Origin of the sequence: Nocardioides sp. (genome assembly GCF_036267815.1) — a bacterium.
Lineage (GTDB): Bacteria > Actinomycetota > Actinomycetes > Propionibacteriales > Nocardioidaceae > Nocardioides.
Genome location: NZ_DATAVI010000086.1, coordinates 18,383 through 42,355 on the forward strand (window position 1 = coordinate 18,383; position 23,973 = coordinate 42,355).

Consider the following 23,973-nt stretch of genomic DNA (forward strand, 5'->3'; position numbering starts at 1 on the left):
GCTAGGCCTTAGGGAGGCCCGGGGTAGAGCCCGTGCGCGACGAGCACCGGGTAGGGGTCGACCGGGTCGCCGCCGTGCGGGTGCACCTCCAGGTGGAGGTGCGGGCCAGTGACGTTGCCGGTGGAGCCGACGTAGCCGATGACCTGGCCGGGCTGCACGGTCGCGCCCACCTGGGTGCCGAACTCGTTCTGGTGGCAGTACCACAGCTCGGTGCCGTCGGGCAGCTTCTCGATCGTGCGGTTGCCGTAGGCACCGGAGTAGCCCACCTCGGTGATCGTCCCGCCCGCCACGGCCATGATCGGGGTGCCGGTAGGGGCGGCGAAGTCGAGGCCCGTGTGGAAGTTGGCCCACAGCGAGCTGTAGTCGCCGAACCTCGCGGTCAGGTGGTAGACGCCCGGCGTGACCGGCAGCACCCAACGGTGCAGGCGGATCTTCGCCGACTGGGCCTGGGCCTTCCCGCGCAGCGAGGACAGGAACTGGTCGCGCTCCTTGGCCTGGGCGTTCGCCGCGGACTGGAGGCTCAGCACCTGGCGGTCGGAGTCGCGGCTGACCGGGAGGCTGCGGTTCCCCACCAGGCTGGCCGACAGCGCACCGCTGCCCGACAGGGCGCTGGCCGGGGACATGGTGCCGTCGGCGTCCGTGTCGGCGGCGGCGGGGTGCATGGCCTGGAGCGCGCCGCCGGCCGAGATGGCGAGTACGGCGACGCCGGCCATCAACGGCAGGCTCGGCACCCGCCCGCGCCGGCTGGCTGCCCGGCGTACGCCGGGCCGGGTCTGAGGTAGGACGGCGATCGGCGTGGGCGGCTCGACGTGGGGCGGCGCGGACTCTGGCTCGGCTGCCGTCCGGACCGCCTTCCGGGCCGGCGTCCGGACCGGGCGATCGGCGGTGACCTCGACCGGGACCTCGAGCGGCTGAGCGGAGACGTCCACCAGCTCGAACCACGGGACCCGCGCCGGGGCCGCGGCCCGGGGCTCGGTGACGGGTGGCTCGGAGAGGGGGAGCTCGACGGGCTGAGTGCGCGCGGCGGGCTCGGCGGGCTCGGCTGGCGCGGCGGTCTCGACGCGCTCGGCGGGCACGATCAGCGACGGGGCGACGCGGCGACCGACGTACGGCGCCCGGACCGGCGCTGTGCCGGGAGCCAGGAAGTGCGCAGCGACGTCCTCGAGGTCGTCCGCGGTGACGGGGGGCAAAGGCGCGATCCGCCGACCGGCCGGCTCGGGTCTGGCGACCCGGCGCCCGGCGTACGGCTGCGACGTCCGCGGCTCGACCGCGTGCCGTGCGGCGCGCTTTCCGGCGACACCGGAGCCGGTGCTGGATGCGGTCGATGAGGTGGCCGTCGTGCCGGTGGAGCCGGCGCGGTGGTCACCCATGGATGAGTCTCCGGAGGAAGTCGGGGTCGGGGGCAGGCGAAGCCACGACAGTAACGGATAGGTCACGGCGGGTGAAATCCCCCTGGCTCAGGCGGGTTAGTCTTCGGTCATGGCTCCCTCGTCCCGACTTCGGATCGTGGTGGCCAAGCCGGGCCTCGACGGTCACGACCGCGGGGCGAAGATCGTCGCCCGCGCTCTGCGCGACGCCGGTCACGAGGTGATCTACACCGGCTTGCACCAGACGCCCGAGCAGATCGTCGAGACCGCGATCCAGGAGGACGCCGACCTCGTCGGGCTCTCCGTCCTCTCGGGCGCGCACATGAGCCTGTTCCGTCGGCTGGTGACGCTGCTGGCCGAGCGCGACGCCGGCGACATCCGGGTCTTCGGCGGCGGGATCATTCCCGAGGAGGACATCCCGGTGCTCGAGGAGCTGGGAGTGGCCAAGGTCTTCACGCCCGGTGCCACGACGTCCGAGATCACCGCGTGGGTCGCGGGCGCCTTCGCCGACCAGTCCTGAGCGTCCCGCCGGTCCGCGACCCGACTTCGAAGGACGTCCGGTCCGGGACTAGGGTGCGAGAGGCCTTGCGGCGCCGTGCGCGCGCCCTCGAGTCGCGACCCGGTCTCACAGGAGTTGGTGGAACGTGGATCTGATGGAGTACCAGGCGAAGGAGCTCTTCGCCAAGCACGGCGTGACGACCACGCTCGGCGTCGTGGTCACGACCGCCGAGGAGGCTCGCGCGGCGGCCGCGGACATCGGTCCGTGCGTGGTCAAGGCCCAGGTGAAGGCCGGAGGCCGGGGCAATGCCGGCGGAGTGAAGCTGGCCAAGACTCCCGACGAGGCCTTCGCCCATGCCACCGACATCCTCGGGATGCAGATCAAGGGACTCACCGTCAACCGCGTCCTGGTCACCCCGGCGACGCCCCCGGAGGAGGAGTACTACTTCTCCTTCCTGCTCGACCGCGCCAACCGGCAGTACCTCTGCATCGCCAGCGTCGAGGGCGGCGTGGAGATCGAGGAGGTCGCCCGGACCAACCCGGACGCCGTCAAGCAGATCGCGATCGACCCCGGTGTCGGCGTCGACGAGGCGACGGCGCGCGCGATCGCCACCGAGGCGGCCTTCCCGGAGGCGGTCTTCGAGCAGGCGGTCACGCTGATCGCGGCGCTCTACACCGTGTTCACCGAGGAGGACGCGACCCTGGTCGAGGTCAACCCCCTCGCCCGGCTCGCCGGTGACCGGCTCGAGGCGCTCGACGGCAAGGTCACCCTCGACGACAACGCCGGCTTCCGCCACCCGGACCACGCGGCGTTCGAGATTCGCGACGAGACCGACCCGCTGGAGGCCAAGGCCCAGGAGAAGGGCCTGAACTACGTCAAGCTCGACGGCGAGGTCGGGATCATCGGCAACGGCGCCGGCCTGGTGATGTCCACCCTGGACGTCGTGGCGTACGCCGGGCAGCGGCACGGCGGCGTGAAGCCGGCGAACTTCCTCGACATCGGCGGCGGTGCCAACGCCCAGGTGATGGCCGACGGGCTCGACGTGATCCTGGGCGACGCCCAGGTCAGGGCCGTGTTCGTCAACGTCTTCGGCGGCATCACGGCCTGCGACGAGGTCGCCAACGGCATCAAGGGCGCCCTGGAGATCCTCGGCGACCAGGCGACCAAGCCGCTGGTCGTGCGGCTCGACGGCAACAACGTCGAGCGCGGTCGGGAGATCCTCGACCAGCTGGACCACCCGCTGGTGACCCAGGTCGACACCATGGACGGCGCGGCCGACCGCGCCGCCGAGCTGGCTTCGAAGTGAGGGACTGACCCGATGTCGATCTACCTCAACAAGGACTCCAAGGTCATCGTCCAGGGCATGACCGGCGGCATGGGCTCCAAGCACACGACCCTGATGCTCGACGCCGGCACGGCCATCGTCGGCGGCGTCAACTCGCGCAAGGCCGGCACGAGCGTCGAGCTCGGCGGCCGCGAGCTACCCGTCTTCGGCACCGTGAAGGAGGCGATGGCCGAGACCGGTGCGGACGTCTCGGTGGTGTTCGTGCCGCCGGCGTTCACCAAGGACGCCTGTCTGGAGGCCATCGACGCCGGCATCGGGCTGCTCGTGGTGATCACCGAGGGCGTGCCGGTGCAGGACACCGCGGAGGTCTGGGCCTACCTTCAGGGCCCGGCCGGCAGCGGCACCCGGATGATCGGGCCGAACTGCCCGGGCATCATCACCCCGGGGCAGTCGCTGGCCGGGATCACCCCGCACACGATCGCGGGGACGGGTCCGATCGGTCTGGTCTCCAAGTCCGGCACCCTGACCTACCAGATGATGTACGAGCTGAAGGACTACGGCTTCTCCACCGCGATCGGCATCGGCGGCGACCCGATCGTCGGCACCACCCACATCGACGCGCTGGCGGCGTTCGAGGCCGACCCGGAGACGCAGGCCATCGTGATGATCGGCGAGATCGGTGGCGACGCCGAGGAGCGCGCCGCGGCCTACATCGCCGAGCACGTCACCAAGCCGGTCGTCGGCTACGTCGCGGGGTTCACCGCCCCCGAGGGCAAGACGATGGGCCACGCAGGCGCCATCGTCTCGGGCTCCTCCGGGACCGCGGCCGCGAAGCAGGAGGCCCTCGAGGCCGTCGGCGTCAAGGTCGGCAAGACGCCCTCGGAGACGGCCGCCCTGATGCGGGAGATCCTCTCCCGCTGACCACCTCGCCCTCGACACGTCGAGGGAGCGGGCCAGCGGGTCAGGGCATGGCCGACAGGCGCTCGCCGGCCCGGTGGAGCAGGGCGAGGAAGTCCGCGGTGCTCATGGTGTGGGTGCCGTCCGGGACGAAGCCGAGCTGGGCCACGGCGCCGGCGTCGCGCACGACACCCATGTACATCGTCAGGGTCTGCTGCTTGGAGACCTCGGTGCGCACCCGCCAGGCCGACCACGTCGCGCCGGTGGAGAGCCGGAGCACCTTGGTCCCCAGCTGACGGTGCGGGCACGACGCCAGCTTCGCGCTCACGCCGCCCACGAACGAGCCGGCGTGAGCCACCGGCAGCCGGCCCACGGTCTCGGTGATGCCGAACGACGCGGCGAGGTGCGCGTCCGGCACCAGGAACGACCGGGTGGTGGCGTGCTGCCAGCCGGTGCCGGCGAAGCTGCTGCGGTCGCAGCCGGTCGCGGCGACGTTCGTCGTCGCGGGACCGGCGGTCGTCGCGACCCAGGGCTGGCTCACGCCGTCCGCGGGCGGCAGGTCCAGGGCGCCGAGGAGCATCGGCGGTGTCCCGGTCGGGGGAGCCGGCACGTCGTGGGCCACGGGCGTCGCGGGGCACTGCCCGCCGCCCGTCGAGGAGCACAGGCCGCCCACGGCGGCGGTGAGCAGCCGCAGGTTCCCGCCGAGGTCCGGGGCCGTGACGCCCGGCGTCCGGGTCAGGGTCAGGGTGTTGATCCGACCGGTGCGTGCCACGCCCAGCACGAACGTCGCGACGGGGCTCTGCCAGCTGCGCAGGACGTACTGCTCGGCGTCGTCGCCGAGCTGCCGGACCCGGCGTACGCCGATCAGCTGCATCTGCGGCACCGTGCAGCCGCCGAACCAGCGGTTGGCGGCGGCGTACCCGGCCTCGGCCGCGCCGTCGCTCGCCGACAGCTCCATGGACTGCACGACCATCAGCTGCGGATGCGTGGCGTCACGCCGAGACGTGAAGCCGCGGACCAGGGCGCCCTGCGCCTTCGGGTCGGCGTCCGTGCTGAGCTGGCAGGGGAACGTCGTGCCCTGCTTGGGATCGGTGCCGGTGATCCGCCAGGCATGTCCCGGGATGGCCCGGCTCAGCTGGGCGGTGGAGACCAGGGTCGACGGCGAGATCTGCACCGCCGGGGGCGATGCTCCCTCGCCGGTGCCGCCGGACGGGACCGAGGTGAGCCGGTCCCCGGCGGCGGCCAAGGTGGGGTGGACGCCGTGGACGTCGCCGACGAGCAGCCCACTGCCCAGCAGGCCGATCACGACGAGCAGGGCGCCGGCGATCGCGTGGGTACGGCGTCGCGAGGTGCCCGCCCGGCGCAGGATCGTGGCGCGCGGCCAGCGCTCGTCCGACGCGTGCGCCGCGAGCTGGTCGAGGAGGGCGCGGACGGCGGTCGAGGACACGCCGCGCTGGAGGGCGAACTGGGTGGTCGCGGTCTGGAGCCGGCTCTCGGCCTCCTCGAGCGGCAGCGCCACCTCACGCGCCATGTCATCGCGGGACGCGCTGCTCAGCTGGGTCAGCAGCAGCGCCTTGCGCGAGACCGCCGGCAGCTTGCCGAGCGCGTCGAGGGTCGCCCGCAGCTCGGGGCCCAGCTTGCGGTCGCGGTGCCAGATGCGGGCGGTGTGTCGGCGTTGGGCGTGGCTCCACACCAGCGGCCGGACCCAGCGGTCGGGGTCCTCCAGGCGCCCGACCCTGGACCAGTGGTGCCAGGTGGCGACGAACGAGTCGCGCACGGCACCGCGCGACGCCACCAGGTCTCCGGTCAGCGCGAACGCCAGGGCCAGCATCCGGTCGCGGCTCTCGGCGTAGTAGTCGTCGAAGCGCTGTGCGTCGAACCGGTGGGCGTCGGACATGGCGCCGCCCACGGTACGAGGCACCTTGCGCGCTTCGCGAATCGACCACCGCGGCCACTCCCGCGCCGTGGACCCTTCGGCGTGGCAGCCCCGGTCCGGCGGCCCCGCCGGGCGATGATGGCCGGACCATGACCTCCTTGCTGCCGGCCCCGCGACGTACCGCCCCGGCCGTCGACCGGACGGACGCCGCACACCGCAGACCCCTGGTCGCCCTGGCCGCGCTGGCCGGGATCGCCGCGGCCGGAGCGACCCTGCTGCCCAGCCTCGCCGGCGGCGTCGTCGGCTGGTTCCTCACCGACGCGGGTGCGCACGGCGCGCCGCGTGACGGTCTGCGGGTCGGGGCCGTGGGGTGGCTGACGGCGCACGGGTCCGGCGTCCACATCGACGGCACGAGCGTGACCGCCGTGCCCCTGGCCCTGTCGCTGCTCGCGGCCGTCGTGGTCTGGCGGGTCGGGCTCCGTCTCGGTGACTCCGTGTCCGGGCACGGCCCCGACGCGGACGCCATCGCCGACGGCGTGCGGGACTGGACGGTGGCCTCGGCGACGGGCGTCTTCGTGCTCGGGTACGCCGCCGTCGCGGTGCTGACCCACCATCTGGCCGCGACGCCGGCCACCTCTCCGTCGCTGGCCCGCACCCTGCTGTGGGTCGTCGTCCTGTGCGTCGTGGTGGGTGGCGGCGCCGTCGCCGTCGGCTCGGGACGGGCCGCGATCTGGTCGTCGTTCCTGCCGCTGTCGCTGCGCGCCGCCGTGGTGGCGGCCCGCAGGATCGTCGCGTGGTACGCCGTCGCGGCGGCCGTGGTGCTCGGCGTCTCGCTGGTGCTGAGCTGGAACGACGCCGTCAACGTGATGGCCCAGCTCCACACGAGCCCCGGGGCCGCCGTACTCCTGGTCGGGGTGTGCGTCCTGCTGACGCCGAACGCGACGCTCTTCAGCGGGTCGTACCTCCTGGGTCCGGGCTTCGCCGTCGGTGCTCACACCATGGTCACGCCGACGGCCGTGGTGCTGGGCCCGCTGCCGATGTTCCCGCTCCTGGCTGCCCTGCCCGGCACCGGACCCACCTCGGGCCTGGCGTCGGCCCTGCTGGCGATCCCCCCGCTCGTGGCGGCGGTCGCCGTTCATCACACGATGCGTCGCTACCCGACCGCGCGCTGGGACGACGCCGCGCTGCGCGGTGTCGGGGCCGGGCTGCTGGCGGCGACCGGCTTCGCGGTCCTGGCCGCGCTGTCCGGCGGTGCCGTCGGGCCGGGCCGGATGGCCGACGTCGGCCCCTTCGTCTTCCAGGTCCTTCTGCACGGGGTGGCGACGTTCGGCATCGGCGGGCTCGTCGGCTCGCTCCTCGCCACCGCCCGCCACCGCCGTTCTCCCGCAGCCTCGCCCCCCACCCCTTAACCCACCCTTAGGGCTATCGGGGTCTGCCAAATCCCCCGCTGAAGCGGGGAATTTGGCACTTACTGGCCGCTGCAACCCCCAATAAGTGTCAACTCCCCCGCGTAAGCGGGGGATTTGACCGACCCCATGGAGCCCACGGGGGGTGGGGTCAGGGGGTGGTGACCATCACCGGGCGGTAGCCGACCTTGACCTTCGCCGTACGGCGTGACAAGGGGGCGGAGCGGCCGCGCTGGTCCTGCTCCGTCGTGCCGCCGGGGACCTGGACGGTCACCTTGTGGAAGGGGTTCCACAGGATGGTCCGGGTGCCGCCGTGGTAGCGCACGGTGCAGGTGTAGGTGCCGTGGGCGTTGCTCGCGCACGGCTGCTTCCCGTCGGCGCCGACGAGCCGGCCGCGCAGCCAGCTGGCGACCGTGGCGAGGGCCTGACCGGCCGGGGTCACCACGGAGTGGTTCTGGGGGTCGGACAGCAAGGTGTTGCCGAGCGTCCCGCCGCCCGCTGAGGCCGGGAGGTCGTCCCAGTCGTAGCGGTACCAGTAGACGCGCGACACCCCGGCCGCGGCGGCCAGCAGGTAGGTGCGGATGACGTTGGCCGCCTGGCGCCGTTGCGAGATCGGAGCCGCCGCGAGGTGGCCGGGGGGAGCGCCGGAGGGCAGGCCGTAGTTGATCTCGGTGGCCCACAGCGGCATCGACGCCGGCACCCTCGCCGCGGCCAGCCGGTGCCGGACGTTGCCGAGCATCGCCACGGCGTCCTCGGGGCCGCCGGTGCGGCTCCCGTACGTCGCCATCGGGTAGAGGCTGAGCGCGTTCACGTCGTAGTAGCGCCACACCGGCTTGCCGCCGACCCGCTGGGCGACGTACTGCGAGAGCCACTTGCGCTGCCCCTTGAGGCGGACGGCGAAGGACGGCGCGACGACGGTGGCGTCCGGGTCGACCTGGTCGCGGACCTGGTCCACGACCCGGGTCATCTGGGCGAGCTGGTGCGGTGTCCCGGTCCAGAAGGTCCGCACGTTGCCCTCGTTCCAGACCTGGTAGTCCAGGATGCCGCGGCTGCCGTCGAAGTCGCGGTAGCGGCTCATGACGGCGGTGACGAACGCGCGGTAGTCCGCGAGCCGGCTCGGCGGCAGGGAGGGGGCCGAGGCGTAGAACGACGGGGTCATCGCCAGCACCAGGGTGACCTCGGTGTCGTGCTCCTGGGCCAGCTGGACCAGCGTGTCCAGACGGCTCCAGTCGTAGACGCCTGGCGAGGTCTCGATGTCGGCCCAGGTGACCTGGGCGTCCCAGAGTCGGAGCGAGCCGAAGTCGACCCGGCCGTAGGCAAGTCCCGAGCCGTCGTGGATCCCGAAGAAGCGCGGCGAGACGTGGATCGAGGCGCTCCTCCTCGATCGCGCGGCGGCGGTCGTCCGATGCTGCGAGACGGAGGGGGCGGCCGCGTGGCTCGCGCCGTGGGCGGCCGTGGTGGCGCCGGCGGGCGCCTGGGAGCCGATCACCGCCAAGGACGCGAGGACGAGCACTGCACCGAGAGTCCGGGTCACGGGGGGCGGGACCTTCCTATGTCCCCCGGAGCCTGTGCTAACTAGGTCTTCCCCAAGACCATCTTGACACCCAATTAACGTTCGGATGGTGCCTCGGTGACGGGGAAACGGGTGAAGATGTCGGTAAAATCCGCGCGTGCCCCTGCGCGTCGTCGTGCTCGTGTCCGGCTCGGGCACCAACCTCCAGGCCCTGCTGGACGCCGCCGGCCCGGCCGCGTACCCCGACGGTGCGCCGTACGCCGTGGTGGCCGTCGGAGCCGACCGCCCAGGCATCGAGGCCCTCGCCCGGGCCGAGCGCGCCGGTATCTCGACGTTCACCCATCGGGTCTCGGACTTCGCGCACCGGGCGGCCTGGGACGCCGCGCTCACCGAGTCGGTGGCCGGCTTCGAGCCCGACCTGGTGGTCCTCGCGGGGTTCTTGAAGCTCGTCGGCGACACCTTCCTCGCATCCTTCGGGGGGCGTCTGGTCAACACCCACCCGGCGCTCTCGCCGGCGTTTCCCGGGATGCACGCGCCCGCCGACGCGCTTGCCTACGGCGTCAAGGTCACCGGCTGCACGCTGTTCGTCGTGGACGCCGGCGTCGACACCGGTCCGATCCTCGCGCAGGCGGCCGTGGTCGTCCAGGAGGACGACACCGTCGAGACCCTGCACGAGCGGATCAAGACCGAGGAGCGCAGGATGCTGGTCGGGGCGGTCGAGCGGATCGCGCGCGAGGGCTTCTCGGTCGAGGGCCGCACGGTGCGGTTCGGGTAGGGTTCACGGCACACGACTGGCGCAGGTGGGCAACCACCGGGGAGTGACGTCGCCGAGCATCGACCGCCTGGGTGCTCGGAGCCAGCGTGCGAGTGACAAGGTGGTGTCCCCCTCATGACCGACCGCATCCCGATCAGGCGTGCCCTGGTCTCCGTCTACGACAAGTCCGGCCTCGACGGCCTCGTGCGCGGCCTCGCCGAGGGCGGTGTCGAGCTGGTCTCGACCGGCGGCTCGGCCGCCCGGATCGAGTCGCTCGGCCTGCCGGTCACGCGCGTCGAGGACCTCACCGGCTTTCCCGAGTGCCTCGACGGCCGGGTCAAGACGCTGCACCCCACGGTGCACGCCGGCATCCTGGCGGACCGCCGGCTGGACTCCCACGTCCAGCAGCTGGCCGAGCTCGGCATCGAGCCCTTCGACCTGGTCGTGTCGAACCTGTACCCGTTCGTCGCGACGGTGACGTCGGGCGCCTCGCCCGACGAGTGCGTCGAGCAGATCGACATCGGCGGGCCCTCGATGGTCCGCGCCGCGGCGAAGAACCACCCGTCGGTGGCCATCGTCACCTCCCCGGACCGGTACGCCGACGTGCTGGCGGCGGTCTCGGCCGGCGGCTTCACCCTCGAGGAGCGCAAGCGGCTGGCGGCCGAGGCGTTCGCCCACACCGCGGCGTACGACGTCCAGGTCGCCTCGTGGATGGGCAGCGTGCTGACCGACTCGGGCGACGGCTCCGGGTTCCCGGCGTTCACCGGTGCCACCTGGCAGCGCGCGGCGGTGCTGAGGTACGGCGAGAACCCCCACCAGTCCGCGGCGCTGTACCGCCACTGGCGGGGCGGGCTCGCCGCGGCCGAGCAGCTGCACGGCAAGGAGATGTCCTACAACAACTACGTCGACACCGACGCCGCGCGTCGAGCCGCGGGCGACTTCGGCCAGCCTGCGGTGGCGATCATCAAGCACGCCAACCCGTGCGGCATCGCGACCGGCGACGACGTGGCCGACGTCTACCTGCGCGCCAACGCCTGCGACCCGACCTCGGCCTTCGGTGGCGTGATCGCGGTCAACCGGCCGGTGTCGGTCGCCATGGCCGAGGCGATGCGGGAGACCTTCACCGAGGCGATCGTCGCGCCGGCGTACGACGAAGGCGCGGTCGAGGTGCTCCGGTCGCTGCCCCGAGGCGGCAAGAACCTCCGGATCCTGTGCTGCCCGGTCGACACCCACCCCGACGCCGTCGAGTTCCGCGGGATCTCCGGGGGCATGCTGATGCAGCGCGTCGACCACGTCGACGCGCCCGGCGACGACCCGTCGCAGTGGACCCTGGCGGCCGGTGACGCTGCCTCCGCGGACGTGCTGGAGGACCTGGCGTTCGCCTGGAAGGCCTGCCGCGCGGTGAAGTCCAACGCGATCCTGCTGGCCAAGGGCCGCGCGTCGGTCGGCATCGGCATGGGGCAGGTGAACCGCGTCGACTCCTGCCGGCTCGCCGTCGACCGCGCGGGCGACCGCGCCGCCGGGTCGGTGGCGGCCTCCGATGCGTTCTTCCCGTTCGAGGACGGTCCGCAGATCCTGCTCGACGCCGGGATCTCGGCCATCGTCCAGCCCGGCGGGTCGGTCCGCGACGAGGTCACGGTCAAGGCCTGCCAGGATGCCGGGGTCACGATGTACCTCACCGGCACCCGCCACTTCTTCCACTGACCTCCACGAGTAGGAACGACGTCCATGACCGCACGCATCCTCGACGGGACCGCCACCCTGCGCACCATCAAGGCCGAGCTTGCCGAGCGGGTGACGGCGCTGCGCGCGCGCGGGGTGACGCCGGGCCTGGGGACCATCCTGGTCGGCGACGACCCGGGCTCGCACTGGTACGTCGGCGCCAAGCACCAGGACTGTGCCTCGATCGGCATCGAGTCCATCCGGCGCGACCTCCCGGCGACCGCCTCCCAGGCCGAGGTGGAAGCGGTCATCGACGAGCTCAACGCCGACCCGGCGTGCACCGGGTTCCTCGTGCAGCAGCCGACCGGGCTCGACGAGTTCGCACTGCTCTCCCGAGTCGACCCGGCCAAGGACTGCGACGGGCTCCACCCGGTCAACCTCGGCAAGCTGGTGCTGATGGAGCCCGGCCCGGTTCCGTGCACCCCCGTGGGATGCATCGAGCTGCTCCGCCGGCACGGGGTCGAGCTCAACGGCGCGAACGTCGTCGTGGTCGGCCGCGGCATCACCGTCGGCCGGCCGCTGGGGCTGCTGCTGACCAGGCGCACGGAGAATGCGACGGTCTCGCTGTGCCACACCGGCACTCGTGCCCTCGCCGACTACACGCGCTGGGCCGATGTCATCGTGGCCGCGGCCGGCGTACCGGGTCTGGTCACCGCCGACATGGTCAAGCCGGGCGCGGCGGTCCTCGACGTCGGCGTCTCGCGGGTCGACGGTCGGATCGCCGGTGACGTCGCCGACGACGTCGCCGGGGTGGCCGGCTGGGTGTCGCCCAACCCCGGCGGTGTGGGACCGATGACGCGGGCGATGTTGCTGACCAACGTCGTGGACATCGCGGAGCAGGCGGCACACTAGCGTCGTGCACCTCGACGGGAAGGCGGACGTGGAGCCGCGAGAGCACGAGCCGGAGCGCGTGTCCGAGGTCGAGCCCGAGGTCGGGCTCGACCCGCCGCGGCCCGACGTGCCCGCGGCGTCGGCGGAGCCACAGGGCCGTCGCTACCCCTCGACCCTGGGCGGGATGTTCTACCTGGTCGTGCTGGGGATCTCGGCGGTCGGGCTGGCCGTGGTGTCGCAGGGCCACTGGCGAGCCGGCGTGAAGGCGGTCGCGGGCGGGCTCGTCCTCGCCGCGCTCGTGCGGTTGGCCATCCCGGCCCAGCAGGCAGGGATGCTCGCCGTACGCCGTCGCTCCGTCGACGTCGTCATTCTCGTGCTGCTGGGCGCGGCGCTGTGGTTCCTCTCGAGCAGCATCCCCAACCAGCCCCCGCTCTAGGGAAGCGCCGACCAGTCCCGGCTGCTGCGCGCCGCGATGCGCGCACGCCGGCTGCGTTGCAGCCGCTCGACGTGCGCCCACCATGCCGTCGACACCGCGCCGTTGATCGGCACTTCGCTAGGTCTGGAGCAGGCCGAGCTGGGTGACGGCGTCCTTCTCCTCGACCAGCTCGGCGACGGAGGCGTCGATGCGCGAGCGGGAGAAGTCGTCGATCTCCAAGTCCTGGACGATCGTCCAGTGACCATCCGAGGTGGTGACGGGGAACGACGAGACCAGGCCCTCGGGCACGCCGTAGGAGCCGTCGGAGCGCACCGCCATCGAGACCCAGTCGCCCTCGGCCGAGCCCAGCAGCCAGTCGTGGGCCGCGTCGATCGTCGCCGACGCCGCCGAGGCGGCCGACGAGGATCCCCGGGCGTCGATGATCGCGGCGCCGCGCTTGGCCACGGTCGGGATGAAGGTGTTCTCCAGCCAGTCCTGGTCGTTCACGGCCTCGGCGGCGTTGGCGCCGCCGACCTCGGCGTGGAACAGGTCGGGGTACTGGGTGGCCGAGTGGTTGCCCCAGATCGTCATCTTCGCGATGTCGTTGACCGAGGCGCCCGTCTTCCGCGCGAGCTGCGAGATGGCACGGTTGTGGTCGAGGCGCGTGAGCGCCGAGAAGCGCTCCTGGGGGATGTCCGGGGCGTTGCTCATGGCGATCAGCGCGTTGGTGTTCGCCGGGTTGCCGGTGACGCCGATCCGCACGTCGGCGGCGGCGACGGAGTTCAAGGCCCTGCCCTGCGCGGTGAAGATCGCGCCGTTGGCCTCGAGCAGGTCGCCGCGCTCCATGCCGGGACCGCGGGGTCGCGCGCCGACGAGCAGCGCGAGGTTGACGCCGTCGAAGACCCGCTCGGGATCCGAGCCGATCTCGACGCCCGCCAGGCTGGGGAACGCGCAGTCGTCGAGCTCCATGACCACGCCCTCGAGCGCCTTCAGGGCCGGCTCGATCTCGAGCAGGCGCAGCTCGACCGGGTGGTCGGCACCCAGCAGGGAGCCGCTCGCAAGACGGAACAGCAGGCTGTAGCCGATCTGGCCGGCCGCACCGGTGACGGCGACCTTGAGCGGGGCTGGACTCACTTCGGACTCCTCGAGTGCGGACACAGTGCGGACAGCAGGCGACGCTTCCGACGCTAGCAGCGCGAGCCCGGCGCGACTCTTCCGGGCTGTCATGCTGCTGGACATGACCCGCGCGCGTGCCCCGAGGCCGCGCGGCACGGTCGGGAGCGTCCGGGAGCTCGGGCTGGCAGCCGTCGGCGCACTGCTCGCCGGCTGCCTCGCCGGCTGTGGAGCGTCGGCCGAGCCGGTCGGTCCGACGGGCATCGACGAGCTCGCCATCCCGACCCCGAGTCCCGACCCCGCCGACTTCGGCGGCGGCGCGACCAACCCGTGGTTCCCGCTGGCGCCCGGGACCAGGTGGACCTACCGCCAGTACAGCCCCACCGGCCATGAGCGGGTCACGGCCACGGTGCTGCCCGGCCGGCGGGTGGTCGACGGGATCGCGACGCGGGCCGTGCGGTGGCAGGCGCTCGTGGGCCGCCGCGCGCACACCGTCATGGTCCGGTGGTACGCCGCCGACCGGGCCGGTGACGTGTGGTGGTTCGGCCAGCGGGTGACGCCGTTCGGCCCTCCGCTCGACGCCCTGGCCACCCGGTCGTGGCTGGCTGGCGACTCTCACGCCGAGGCCGGGCTCGTCCTCAGCGCCGCGCCCCGGATGGGCGACGGCTACCTCAACGGCTCGCAGCCGCGCGTCGTGGCTCGGCACAGCACCGTCCTCTCGCTCGACGGCACCGTGTCGACCACCGAGCACACCTACCGGCACACCGTGGTGACCCGCGACCTCAGCAGCCTGGCGCCGATCCACATCGTCCAGACGTTCTTCGCGCGGGGCATCGGGTTGGTCGCGCAGACGGACACGACGTCGACGTCGGTGAACCTCCAGCTGGTGCACTTCTCGAGCCCGTGACCGGTGACCCGCCGCCCCGGTTTGCCCGGGGTCGGGGCGCCTGACTAGCGTCCTTGACGTGTCCCAGACTCCCGCGATCATCTACACCCGCACCGACGAGGCGCCGCTGCTGGCGACGTACTCCTTCCTGCCGATCGTCCAGGCGTACGCCGCGCAGGCGGGCGTGGTCGTGGAGACGCGCGACATCTCCCTGGCCGGGCGGATCATCGCGCAGTTCCCCGAGCGGCTCACCGACGAGCAGCGGATCGACGACGCGCTGGCCGAGCTGGGCGAGCTGGCGACGCGCCCCGAGGCCAACATCATCAAGCTGCCCAACATCTCGGCCTCGGTGCCGCAGCTGAAGGCGGCCGTCGCCGAGCTCCAGCAGCAGGGCTACGACCTGCCGGACTACCCCGACAGCCCGGCCGACGACGAGCAGCGCGACTGGCGGTCCCGCTACGACAAGGTCAAGGGCAGCGCGGTCAACCCGGTGCTGCGCGAGGGCAACTCCGACCGTCGCGCTCCGGAGTCGGTGAAGCAGTACGCACGCAAGCACCCGCACTCGATGGGTGCCTGGAGCCCCGACTCGCGCACCAACGTCACGACCATGGGCGGCCACGACTTCCGGTCCAACGAGAAGTCCGTCGTCGTGGCCGGCGACGACGTCCTGCGCATCGAGCACGAGGCCGAGGACGGCACCCTCACGGTGCTCAAGGACGCCGTGCCGGTGGTGGCCGGCGAGATCGTCGACGCCACGGTGATGCAGGTCAGCCATCTCCATGCCTTCCTGGCTGACGCGATCGCCCGGGCCAAGGCCGACGACGTGCTGTTCTCGGTGCATCTCAAGGCGACGATGATGAAGGTCAGCGACCCGGTGGTGTTCGGCCACGTCGTCACGGCGTTCTTCCCGGAGGTCTTCGCGACGTACGGCGAGCAGCTCGCCGCCGCGGGCCTGAGCCCGACCAACGGCCTGGGGGGCATCCTGGCCGGCCTGGGCTCGCTGGAGGACGGCGCGGAGATCCAGGCGGCGTTCGAGGCCGGCATCGCCGAGGGCCCGGCCCTGGCGATGGTCGACTCCGACCGCGGCATCACCAACCTGCACGTCCCCTCCGACGTCATCATCGACGCGTCCATGCCGGCGATGATCCGCACGAGCGGCCACATGTGGGGTCCTGACGGCCAGGAGGCCGACACCCTGGCGGTGATCCCCGACTCGTCCTACGCCGGCGTCTACCAAGCCGTGATCGACGACTGCCGCAAGCACGGCGCCTTCGACCCGACCACGATGGGGTCGGTGCCCAACGTCGGGCTGATGGCCCAGGCGGCCGAGGAGTACGGCTCGCACGACAAGACCTTCGAGATCTCGGCCCCGGGCACCGTGCGCGTGCTCGACGGCTCGGGTGCGGTGCTGATCGAGCACGACGTCGAGGCCGGCGACATCTGGCGGGCCTGCCAGACCAAGGACGTCGCCGTCCGCGACTGGGTCAAGCTGGCGGTCACCCGCGCGCGGGCCACCGGCGTGCCCGCGGTCTTCTGGCTCGACGAGAGCCGCGCCCACGACGCGAGCGTGATCGCCAAGGTCCGTGAGTACCTGCCCGAGCACCTGCCCGGACACCAGCCCGAACACCAGGGGTCGCCGGCTGACGGCCCCGCCCCGCAGATCGAGATCCTCTCGCCGCAGCTCGCCACGGCGTACTCCCTGGAGCGGATCCGGCGCGGCGAGGACACGATCTCGGTCACCGGCAACGTGCTGCGCGACTACCTCACCGACCTGTTCCCGATCCTCGAGCTGGGCACCAGCGCCAAGATGCTCTCGATCGTGCCGCTGATCAACGGCGGGGGCCTCTTCGAGACCGGTGCCGGCGGCTCCGCTCCCAAGCACGTGCAGCAGCTGGTCAAGGAGGACTACCTGCGCTGGGACAGCCTGGGAGAGTTCCTCGCGCTGGCCGAGTCGTTCGGCAAGTACGCCGCCGCGAACGACAACCCCCACGCCAAGATCCTCGGCGAGACCCTCGACCGCGCCACCGGCACGTTCCTCAACGAGAACAGGTCACCGGCCCGTCGCATCGGCTCGATCGACAACCGTGGCTCGCACTTCTACCTCGCGACGTACTGGGCCCAGGAGCTGGTCGAGCAGGACGACGACCCGGAGCTCGCGGGAGCCTTCCAGGCGCTGGCCGACACGCTGAGGCAGAGCGAGCAGGCGATCAACGACGAGCTGGTCGGCGTCCAGGGGCACCCGGTCGACCTCGGCGGCTACTACCGCCCCGACGACGCCAAGGCGAACGCGGTGATGCGCCCGTCGCCGACCTTCAACGCGGCGCTCGCCGCACTGGGCGGCTGAGGGAGGGCGGCTGAGGGAGGGCGGCCGGCTGAGGAACTCCGGGCGACTGAGGAATTCCCGATCCGGCGCAGTGGCTCCAGACTGGGGTGAGCATGACGACGACGCAGACCCCCGGCCGGACCGCACGAGCGCGGAGCACTCCCTACGGCCTGTCCCTGCTGGCACTGGCGATGGGCGGCTTCGCCATCGGGACCACCGAGTTCATGGCGATGGGCCTGCTGCCGCAGATCGCCGACGGGGTGGGAGTGTCGATCCCGACCGCGGGCCACCTGATCTCGGCGTATGCCCTGGGCGTGGTCGTCGGCGCCCCGGTGCTGGCGTTCCTGGGTGCCCGGCTGCCGCGGCGCGGGCTGCTGGTGGCCCTGATGGCTGCCTACGCCGGCGCGAACGCGCTCAGCGCTCTGGCGGCCGGCTACGGGCTGCTCCTGCTGGCCCGCTTCCTGTCCGGCGTCCCCCACGGCGCCTACTTCGGCGTCGCCTCCCTGGTCGCGGCCGGCCTCGCCCCGCGCGGGCGTGAGGGCCGCGCGGTCTCGATGGTGATGCTGGGCCTCTCGGTCGCCAACGTCGCGGGCGTCCCGGTGGCCACCTGGCTCGGCCAGCACCTCGGCTGGCGCTCTGCCTTCTGGGTCGCCGCCGGCCTTGCCGCGCTGACCGCCGTCCTGGTCACCGCGCTGGTCCCGGCGAGCCCGGGGGACGGCGAGGCCACCGGACGCCGTGAGCTGAGCCTGTTCGCCGAGCCTCAGGTGTGGCTCACCCTGCTGGCCGGCGCGATCGGCTTCGGCGGGATGTTCGCGCTCTACTCCTACATCGCCAAGGTCGTCACCCAGGTGGGCGGGCTCGCGGACGGCGCGGTGCCGGTCTTCCTGCTCGTCTTCGGCCTCGGCATGGTGGCCGGCACCTACGTGGCCGGGGCCCTGGCCGACTGGTCGGTCTTCCGCTCGCTGCTCGGGTCCTCGGCCGCGATGGCCCTGCTGTTGCTGGCCTACGCCGCGCTGGCGCCGGCGGGCTGGTGGGCGCTCGTGCCGGCGTTCCTGGTGGCGGTCTCCTCCTCGGTCCTCGTCGTCAACCTCCAGCTCCGGCTGATGTCGGTCGCCGGCGAGGCCCAGACGCTGGGCGCCGCGATGAACCACTCCTCGCTCAACGTCGGCAACGCCCTGGGCGCATGGCTCGGTGGCCTGGTCATCGCCGCCGGCTGGGGATACCGCGCACCGGCCCTGATCGGCTCGGCGCTCGCTGTCGCGGGCCTCGGCGTCCTGCTCCTGGCGGCCACGACCGCTCGCCGGGTCCCCGGCCTGGAGCGGTGAGCCAGCCACCTTCATCGCGCTCCGAGATGTCGCTGCCTCACCGCCGGGCGGCGGAGCCCGACCGGGGGGTGCTCAGCTGCCGGGCTGACGACAGGTGCCGCCGCGGCGCTGGTCGCCGGGGATGACGTCGAAGTCGGAGGTGAGCACGTAGGCGCCCATCCGGTGGGCGTGCAGCATGATCCACTGCCCGCTCTGCGACAGGCAGCCGTGGGCGCGGACGTCGTCGGAGACCGGGCGGCTCGCGTCGAGGACCGCGAGGTGGCTGGACCACCGGATCTGGATCGGGACCGGGCCCGGGTGCTCGACCCACAGGCGCAGCTGGTTGCCGGACATCGAGATGACCTGGGCGTTGCGGACCAGGGGAGCGGATCGCGCGACCTGGTACAGCGTCCAGTCGGCGTTGTCCCAGACCACGTGCAGATAGGGCAGGCCGCCGGCGATCAGCTTCGCCTCGTCGACCGACGCGAAGTCGAGCTTCGTGTTCGGCACGGCGACGTAGGCGACCGCCAGGCTGTCGAGCCAGCGCCGGTACGACGCCGCGTCCAGCCCGTCCTTCTGGTAGAAGATCGGGTTGTCGGTCATGTCGGCCTGGCGCTCCCAGCCCCGGGCGACCGGCATGGTCTCGCCGACGTAGCGCGCAGCTCCCTTCGACTGCGGCTCGACGACCTCGATGCGCTGCCCCAGCCGCCGGTCGGTGTCCATGCGGGCTTGGAGCTGGTGCAGGAGCGGGGTGTAGTACGCCCGCGACGCGGAGGGCGAGTCGGCCTCGGCCAGCTGCCACGACACGTCGGCCGCGGGGAAGATCAGCGCCAGGGCCGTCAGCGCGAGCACGTGGCGGTCCGGCCGCTGGCCGTAGCCCACGATCAGCGGGGCCGCGAGCAGCCAGACCATCCGGGTCAGGTTGAGCCCGACGCTGTTGGGCACCACGAGGCAGGCCAGAAGGCCGACCGCGACGATGACCGCGCCGACCCGGATCGTGCGGTTGTCGCACGCGACCACCACGAGGGCCAGGCCGAGGAGCGCCAGGAACATCTGGCTGGGCGGCGACCCCATCACCCCGGGGTCATGGAACAGCACCGTGAGCGTCCCCAACGAGGCGGCCGTCGCGGCCCCGGTGACCAGCGCCTCGCGCCGGCGGGTGGGATCGCCGAGGAGGACCGCGGCGGCGACGATGCCGGTGAAGAGTCCGGCCAGGGGGCTGCCCAGGACGCTGACGACGGTCGCGATCCCGGCCAGCCAGGGGTGCCTGCGCGAGATCGCGAGGATCGCGGCCATCGCGGCGGCGAGGCCGACCAGGAAGGTGATCCGGCCACCGAAGAGGTTCAGCAGCACGCTGGCGGCGAAGACGACACTGGCGGCGCGTGGCCGGGCGGAGTCGCGCAGGAGCAGGTGCGCGCACACCATGCAGATCGCGGCGGCCAGCGCCCCGGTCGTCGCCACGCCGATCGTGGCCATCACCCCCGGCGCGATCACGGAGTACGTCGGCAGCTCGAGCCCGCCGTACCACCCGGGCCACCAGGTGATGTTGCCGAGCTTCTGGAAGATCTCCGCGCGGGTCGCCTGCGCGGCGAAGTCGGGAACCGGTGGCACCAAGATGAGGTACAGCGCGAGACCGACTGACGGGACGAACCAGGTCAGCATGCGCCGGGTGCGCAGAGACGAGATCGCGCGTGACATGCTCCCCGTCCTCCTCACTGCACAGTCGCATCCATTGTGCCAAGTCCGGCCACAGGCCGGAAATCCTGCGCGCGGGTCACCGGCGTCGCTGCTGGCGCCACTCCTCGATCAGCACGTCGTAGAAGACGCAGTCGGCGCGACCGGCGCGCACGAAGGTCCCGAGCCGCTCGGTGCCCCAGGCCCTCAGGCCGTTCGCCTCGATCACGCGTCGCGATGCGGCGTTGTCGACGGCAGCGCCGGCCAGCACGCGGCGAACCCCGAGGTCCTCGAAGGCGTACTGCACGACCCGTGCCACCGCCCGGGTCATCACGCCACGGCCCCGGGCGTCCGGGTGGGTCCAGTAGCCGATCTCCAGCTCGACCTCGGGCTGGTAGTGGAAGTACCCGACCGCTGCCAGGGCACGGTCCTCACCCTCCTCGCCACCCGTCACGTCGACGACCGCCCACTGGACGCCGTCCCCGGTCGCGAGGTTCTCCTGCTGATGCTCCAGCCACGCCCGGGCGTCGGAGTCGCCGTAGGGGGATGGCATCCTCCCGAGCCAGGTGCGGGTGCGCTCGTCGGAGCTGGCCTCGACGATGCGCGGCACGTCCGACTCGCGCCAGGGCCGCAGTCGGAGTTCCTCGGCCTCCAGCACGGGGACGTCGAGCCAGACGCCCTTGGGCTCCCGGTCGTCGGTGGCCAGGAGCGTCGCGACCCAGGCGTCGCGCAGCTCGCCGCGCTGATGCAGGGCCGCCCGGACCGTGCCCTCGTAGGTGAACCCCAGTCGCCAGGCGAGCCTGCGGGAGGCCCAGTTGCCCTGGTGTGCCTGCCAGAGGACCACCCGGGCATCGCGCTCGGCGAAGCCCCAGTCCACGAGCAGCCGGACGGCGCGGGTCATCGCGCCGCTGCCGCGCACCCACGGATGCGACCCGAAGGCGACCTCGAGCCGACCCTCGCCCCGGTCGCGCAGCTCGACGGTGCCGGCGTACCTCTCGTCGACCTCGACGGCGAACGCCCATGACGACCCGTCCGACCAGCCCTGGGGGACCAGCTCGGTCACGAAGTGCCGCGCGTCGTCGGGCGAGTAGGGCACCGGGACCGTCGTCCATCGCTGGCTGACCGGGTCCTGGCACTGCTCGAAGCAGCCCGGGACGTCGTCCGCACGGTGCGCGCGCAGCGTGACGTGGCCGTCGGTGAGGGTGGGCGCCGCGTTCATGGCCGCACCCTGCCAACGCAGAGGCGAGGGGGCAACCGACCAGACCACCGCGACGCCTAACCCTGGCCGGGTCCGCTCGTTGGGCAGGTATGCGGGTGATCGCCTACGGCGTGCTCCTGGCCGGGTGGCTCTCACTGGCACCCGCCTTCCTGGGCGGGTCCGGCTCGGGGGAGCCCGCCCAGGCGCCGGGAGGCCGGCACGGGCAGGCGCCGCGGGTGCCGGGACGCCTGACAGAATGCGCCCCATGCCGACGACCACGTCACCCGAGCTGACCGTGCCCGACGTGGCGACGGGGCCCAGGCCGCGGGTGCTCTCCGGCATCCAGCCCACCGCCGACTCGTTCCACTTCGGCAACTACCTCGGCGCGACCCGGCAGTGGGTCGACCTCCAACGGGAGTACGAGCCGTTCTTCTTCATCGCCGACCTGCACGCGATCACCGTGGAGCAGGACCCCAAGATCCTGCGCGACCGGACGCTGCGCGCCGCGGCCCAGCTGGTCGCGATGGGGATCGACCCGGCCCGGTCGTCGATCTTCGTGCAGAGCCAGGTGCCGGCTCACGCCCAGCTCGGCTGGGTGCTCCAGTGCCTGACCGGCTTCGGCGAGGCCCGCCGGATGACGCAGTTCAAGGACAAGTCGGCCAAGGGCGGTGAGGGCGCCGCGAGCGTCGGCCTGTTCACCTACCCGGTGCTCCAGGCCGCCGACATCCTGCTGTACCGCCCGCACTACGTCCCGGTCGGCGAGGACCAGCGACAGCATCTCGAGCTGACCCGCGACCTCGCCCAGCGCTTCAACCACCGCTACAAGAAGACCTTCCGGCTCCCCGAGCCCTACATCCTCAAGGCCACGGCGAAGATCACCGACCTCCAGGAGCCCACCGCGAAGATGTCGAAGTCGTCGTCCTCCCCGGGCGGCATCATCGAGCTCCTCGACGACCCCGCGGTCAGCGCGAAGAAGATCCGCTCCGCGGTGACCGACTCCGGCTCCGAGATCCGGTTCGACCCCGAGGCGAAGCCCGGCATCTCCAACCTGCTCACGATCTACTCCTCGCTCACCGGCCGGTCGGTCACCGAGCTGGAGGAGGCGTACGCCGGTCGTGGGTACGGCGACCTCAAGGGCGACCTCGCGGAGCTGGTCGTCGAGTTCGTCACGCCGTTCCGCGACCGCACCCTGGAGCTGCTCGAGGACCGACAGCGCCTCCTGGACATCATGGAGACCGGCCGTCAGCAGGCGACGGCCATCGCCGAGGCCACGCTGCGCGACGTCTACCAGCGGGTCGGCTTCGCCGCCGCCGCCCGGCCGGGACTCTAGGCACGGCACGAGGCCGAGAAGGGAGGGGCGCGGTGCCGACGATCGGGGTCTCCGTGGCCGTTCCGGAGCCGTGGGGCGCCCGGCTCCAGAAGTTCCGGGTGGCCAACGGCGACAGCCAGGGCGCGACGATCCCGACCCACATCACGCTGGTGCCGCCGGCCGTGGTGCCCGACGAGCGGCTGGACGACGTCGAGGCGCACCTCGCGTCGGTCGCCGCCACCAGCGCGGCGTACGACGTCCACCTGCGCGGCTCGGGGACCTTCCGGCCCGTCTCTCCCGTGGTGTTCGTGAGTCTTGTCGAGGGGATCTCCCAGACCGAGCAGCTGGCTCACGACTGCCGGCGCGGCCCGCTGGCGCTCGACCTCGACTACCCCTACCACCCGCACGTCACGGTCGCGCACCTCGACGACGACGCGACGCTCGACCGGGCCTTCGCCGACCTCGCGTCGTTCGACTGTGCGTTCGTCGTCGAGGCCTTGCACCTCTACGTCCACGACCCCGACCGCGGCTGGCAGCCCGTGCGCGAGTACGCCCTCGCCGGTGGTCGCGGCTGAGCCGACGCGGCCGCGCCGGGGGGTGGGGCGCCCGGCGACGACAATGTCACACCACCCGGGTGGGCTCTCCGGCCGGAACGCGCGATAAGTTCTGGTGTCGCTCGCGCCCAACGGCGCGGAGCCATGCGTGCTGAGTCGACAGCGGGGTCCTCGGCCACGGCGGAAGGACGGCAAGGACGACGATGACAACGGGGACAACGGGGACGACGGGGACAACCGGGACAACGGGAGTGCACGGCCCCACCCGGGCCCGCATCGAGGCCAAGACACTGCGGACGGACCGGTGGTGGCTCTACCCACTCACCACGTTCGTCGTCTTCTCCGCCTTCATCGTCTACGCGACGGTGCGGGCGTTCTGGCACACCTCGTACTACAGCAAGCCCTACCTCTCACCGTTCTACTCGCCCTGCCTGGGCAAGTGCGTGAGCGGCAGCTCGGACTTCGGCCAGCCGTTCCACTGGTGGCCGCTCTCGGCGGCGCTGCTGGTGCTGATCTTCCCGCTGAGCTTCCGGCTGACCTGCTACTACTACCGCAAGGCCTACTACCGCGCCTTCTGGATGAGCCCGCCGGCCTGCGGTGTCGCGGAGTCGCACAAGTCCTACTCGGGCGAGACCAGGCTGCCGCTGATCCTCAACAACATCCACCGCTACGCGTGGTACGGCGCGGTGCTGATCGCGCTGGTCCTGACCTACGACACGGTGCTGGCCTTCGGGCCCACGCAGGGTGAGTCGGGGCACGTCCACATGGGTCTGGGCACGCTGATCTTCGTGGTCAACATCGTGCTGATCTGGCTGTACACCCTGTCGTGCCACTCCTGCCGCCACATCGTCGGCGGCAAGCTGCGCCACTTCAGCAGGCACCCGGTCCGCTACAAGATGTGGGACCTCGTCTCGAGGCTCAACGCCAACCACGCGCGCTACGCGTGGCTGTCGCTGTTCTCCGTCGCGATCGCCGACCTCTACGTCCTGCTGATCTCCTCGGGTGCGTTCAACGACCCGCGGTTCTTCTGAGTCCCGAAAGGCGCTC

The 23,973-nt window shown here is 72.3% G+C and carries 20 protein-coding genes and 1 riboswitch; of the genes, 14 read left to right on the forward strand and 6 right to left on the reverse strand.

The window, feature by feature from the left end; translation table 11 throughout:
• Window positions 1-8 precede the first annotated feature (8 nt).
• Window positions 9-1,370 (reverse strand): peptidoglycan DD-metalloendopeptidase family protein, encoded by a 1,362-nt coding sequence (locus VHW64_RS17595; RefSeq protein WP_329651874.1) that lies wholly within the window; start codon window positions 1,368-1,370, stop codon window positions 9-11.
• Between the two features lie 109 nt (window positions 1,371-1,479).
• Between VHW64_RS17595 and VHW64_RS17600 the strand changes: the two genes are divergently transcribed.
• From VHW64_RS17600 to sucD, 3 genes are all read left to right on the forward strand, one after another.
• Window positions 1,480-1,887: a cobalamin B12-binding domain-containing protein gene (locus VHW64_RS17600; protein WP_329651875.1), complete on the forward strand. Its 408-nt coding sequence runs from the start codon at window positions 1,480-1,482 to the stop codon at window positions 1,885-1,887.
• Between the two features lie 124 nt (window positions 1,888-2,011).
• Entirely contained in the window at window positions 2,012-3,172 is a 1,161-nt protein-coding gene (gene sucC / locus VHW64_RS17605; protein ID WP_329651876.1) for an ADP-forming succinate--CoA ligase subunit beta, read from the forward strand.
• Between the two features lie 12 nt (window positions 3,173-3,184).
• Window positions 3,185-4,072 carry a succinate--CoA ligase subunit alpha gene (gene sucD, locus VHW64_RS17610; RefSeq protein WP_329651877.1) on the forward strand — a complete coding sequence of 296 codons (888 nt, stop codon included), beginning with the start codon at window positions 3,185-3,187 and terminating at the stop codon, window positions 4,070-4,072.
• A gap of 40 nt (window positions 4,073-4,112) precedes the next feature.
• Here sucD and VHW64_RS17615 read toward each other — a convergent pair whose 3' ends face one another.
• Window positions 4,113-5,945 (reverse strand): hypothetical protein, encoded by a 1,833-nt coding sequence (locus VHW64_RS17615; protein ID WP_329651878.1) that lies wholly within the window; start codon window positions 5,943-5,945, stop codon window positions 4,113-4,115.
• Window positions 5,946-6,073: 128 nt separating this feature from the next.
• On the opposite strand from VHW64_RS17615, the gene VHW64_RS17620 reads away from it, so the two are divergent.
• Window positions 6,074-7,333: a DUF6350 family protein gene (locus VHW64_RS17620; protein ID WP_329651879.1), complete on the forward strand. Its 1,260-nt coding sequence runs from the start codon at window positions 6,074-6,076 to the stop codon at window positions 7,331-7,333.
• Between the two features lie 148 nt (window positions 7,334-7,481).
• On the opposite strand, the gene VHW64_RS17625 is transcribed toward VHW64_RS17620, so the two are convergent.
• Entirely contained in the window at window positions 7,482-8,864 is a 1,383-nt protein-coding gene (locus tag VHW64_RS17625) for a hypothetical protein (protein WP_329651880.1), read from the reverse strand.
• Between the two features lie 136 nt (window positions 8,865-9,000).
• On the opposite strand from VHW64_RS17625, the gene purN reads away from it, so the two are divergent.
• The 4 genes from purN (at window position 9,001) to VHW64_RS17645 (ending at window position 12,586) form a co-directional block, all read left to right on the forward strand.
• Window positions 9,001-9,618 carry a phosphoribosylglycinamide formyltransferase gene (purN, locus tag VHW64_RS17630; protein WP_329651881.1) on the forward strand — a complete coding sequence of 206 codons (618 nt, stop codon included), beginning with the start codon at window positions 9,001-9,003 and terminating at the stop codon, window positions 9,616-9,618.
• Between the two features lie 3 nt (window positions 9,619-9,621).
• A riboswitch (ZMP/ZTP riboswitch) is annotated at window positions 9,622-9,698 on the forward strand.
• 34 nt (window positions 9,699-9,732) lie between these two features.
• The gene (gene purH, locus VHW64_RS17635) at window positions 9,733-11,301 is read left to right on the forward strand and encodes a bifunctional phosphoribosylaminoimidazolecarboxamide formyltransferase/IMP cyclohydrolase (RefSeq protein ID WP_329651882.1); all 1,569 of its coding nucleotides are present in this window, start codon (window positions 9,733-9,735) and stop codon (window positions 11,299-11,301) included.
• A 24-nt stretch (window positions 11,302-11,325) separates the two neighbouring features.
• On the forward strand, window positions 11,326-12,171 hold the full coding sequence (locus VHW64_RS17640) for a bifunctional methylenetetrahydrofolate dehydrogenase/methenyltetrahydrofolate cyclohydrolase (protein ID WP_329651883.1): 846 nt from the start codon (window positions 11,326-11,328) through the stop codon (window positions 12,169-12,171).
• Between the two features lie 4 nt (window positions 12,172-12,175).
• Window positions 12,176-12,586, forward strand: a complete 411-nt coding sequence (locus VHW64_RS17645) for a DUF3017 domain-containing protein (protein WP_329651884.1) — start codon at window positions 12,176-12,178, stop codon at window positions 12,584-12,586.
• Window positions 12,587-12,703: 117 nt separating this feature from the next.
• Here the strand turns inward: VHW64_RS17645 and VHW64_RS17650 are convergent, their stop codons facing one another.
• Window positions 12,704-13,699 carry a malate dehydrogenase gene (locus tag VHW64_RS17650; RefSeq protein ID WP_329651885.1) on the reverse strand — a complete coding sequence of 332 codons (996 nt, stop codon included), beginning with the start codon at window positions 13,697-13,699 and terminating at the stop codon, window positions 12,704-12,706.
• Between the two features lie 103 nt (window positions 13,700-13,802).
• On the opposite strand from VHW64_RS17650, the gene VHW64_RS17655 reads away from it, so the two are divergent.
• The 3 genes from VHW64_RS17655 to VHW64_RS17665 all read left to right on the forward strand — a co-directional run bounded on the left by VHW64_RS17655 (window position 13,803) and on the right by VHW64_RS17665 (window position 18,212).
• Entirely contained in the window at window positions 13,803-14,585 is a 783-nt protein-coding gene (locus VHW64_RS17655) for a hypothetical protein (RefSeq protein WP_329651886.1), read from the forward strand.
• 58 nt (window positions 14,586-14,643) lie between these two features.
• Window positions 14,644-16,908 carry an NADP-dependent isocitrate dehydrogenase gene (locus tag VHW64_RS17660; protein WP_329651887.1) on the forward strand — a complete coding sequence of 755 codons (2,265 nt, stop codon included), beginning with the start codon at window positions 14,644-14,646 and terminating at the stop codon, window positions 16,906-16,908.
• Window positions 16,909-17,000: 92 nt separating this feature from the next.
• Window positions 17,001-18,212 carry an MFS transporter gene (locus tag VHW64_RS17665; RefSeq protein ID WP_329651888.1) on the forward strand — a complete coding sequence of 404 codons (1,212 nt, stop codon included), beginning with the start codon at window positions 17,001-17,003 and terminating at the stop codon, window positions 18,210-18,212.
• 72 nt (window positions 18,213-18,284) lie between these two features.
• On the opposite strand, the gene VHW64_RS17670 is transcribed toward VHW64_RS17665, so the two are convergent.
• Together VHW64_RS17670 and VHW64_RS17675 are read right to left on the reverse strand one after the other, a co-directional pair.
• Window positions 18,285-19,889, reverse strand: coding sequence for a hypothetical protein (locus tag VHW64_RS17670; RefSeq protein WP_329651889.1), 1,605 nt, complete (start codon window positions 19,887-19,889; stop codon window positions 18,285-18,287).
• Window positions 19,890-19,965: 76 nt separating this feature from the next.
• Complete coding sequence (locus tag VHW64_RS17675) at window positions 19,966-21,084, reverse strand: GNAT family N-acetyltransferase (RefSeq protein WP_329651890.1); 1,119 nt, start codon at window positions 21,082-21,084, stop codon at window positions 19,966-19,968.
• A gap of 244 nt (window positions 21,085-21,328) precedes the next feature.
• Here VHW64_RS17675 and trpS point away from each other — a divergent pair, with 244 nt between their 5' ends.
• The 3 genes from trpS to VHW64_RS17690 all read left to right on the forward strand — a co-directional run bounded on the left by trpS (window position 21,329) and on the right by VHW64_RS17690 (window position 23,957).
• Complete coding sequence (gene trpS / locus VHW64_RS17680; RefSeq protein WP_329651891.1) at window positions 21,329-22,393, forward strand: tryptophan--tRNA ligase; 1,065 nt, start codon at window positions 21,329-21,331, stop codon at window positions 22,391-22,393.
• 32 nt (window positions 22,394-22,425) lie between these two features.
• Window positions 22,426-22,947, forward strand: coding sequence for a 2'-5' RNA ligase family protein (locus VHW64_RS17685; RefSeq protein WP_329651892.1), 522 nt, complete (start codon window positions 22,426-22,428; stop codon window positions 22,945-22,947).
• Between the two features lie 230 nt (window positions 22,948-23,177).
• Window positions 23,178-23,957, forward strand: coding sequence for a hypothetical protein (locus VHW64_RS17690; RefSeq protein WP_329651893.1), 780 nt, complete (start codon window positions 23,178-23,180; stop codon window positions 23,955-23,957).
• The last annotated feature ends 16 nt before the right edge of the window (window positions 23,958-23,973 follow it).

Coding starts and splice junctions, on each gene's coding strand:
- VHW64_RS17640 (WP_329651883.1), top strand. CDS start 11,326: ATGACCGCACGCATCCTCGACGGGACCGCCACCCTGCGCACCATCAAG.
- VHW64_RS17615 (WP_329651878.1), bottom strand. CDS start 5,945: ATGTCCGACGCCCACCGGTTCGACGCACAGCGCTTCGACGACTACTAC.
- VHW64_RS17620 (WP_329651879.1), top strand. CDS start 6,074: ATGACCTCCTTGCTGCCGGCCCCGCGACGTACCGCCCCGGCCGTCGAC.
- purH (WP_329651882.1), top strand. CDS start 9,733: ATGACCGACCGCATCCCGATCAGGCGTGCCCTGGTCTCCGTCTACGAC.
- VHW64_RS17665 (WP_329651888.1), top strand. CDS start 17,001: ATGACGACGACGCAGACCCCCGGCCGGACCGCACGAGCGCGGAGCACT.
- VHW64_RS17670 (WP_329651889.1), bottom strand. CDS start 19,889: ATGTCACGCGCGATCTCGTCTCTGCGCACCCGGCGCATGCTGACCTGG.
- trpS (WP_329651891.1), top strand. CDS start 21,329: ATGCCGACGACCACGTCACCCGAGCTGACCGTGCCCGACGTGGCGACG.
- VHW64_RS17675 (WP_329651890.1), bottom strand. CDS start 21,084: ATGAACGCGGCGCCCACCCTCACCGACGGCCACGTCACGCTGCGCGCG.
- VHW64_RS17595 (WP_329651874.1), bottom strand. CDS start 1,370: ATGGGTGACCACCGCGCCGGCTCCACCGGCACGACGGCCACCTCATCG.
- VHW64_RS17655 (WP_329651886.1), top strand. CDS start 13,803: ATGACCCGCGCGCGTGCCCCGAGGCCGCGCGGCACGGTCGGGAGCGTC.
- VHW64_RS17600 (WP_329651875.1), top strand. CDS start 1,480: ATGGCTCCCTCGTCCCGACTTCGGATCGTGGTGGCCAAGCCGGGCCTC.
- sucD (WP_329651877.1), top strand. CDS start 3,185: ATGTCGATCTACCTCAACAAGGACTCCAAGGTCATCGTCCAGGGCATG.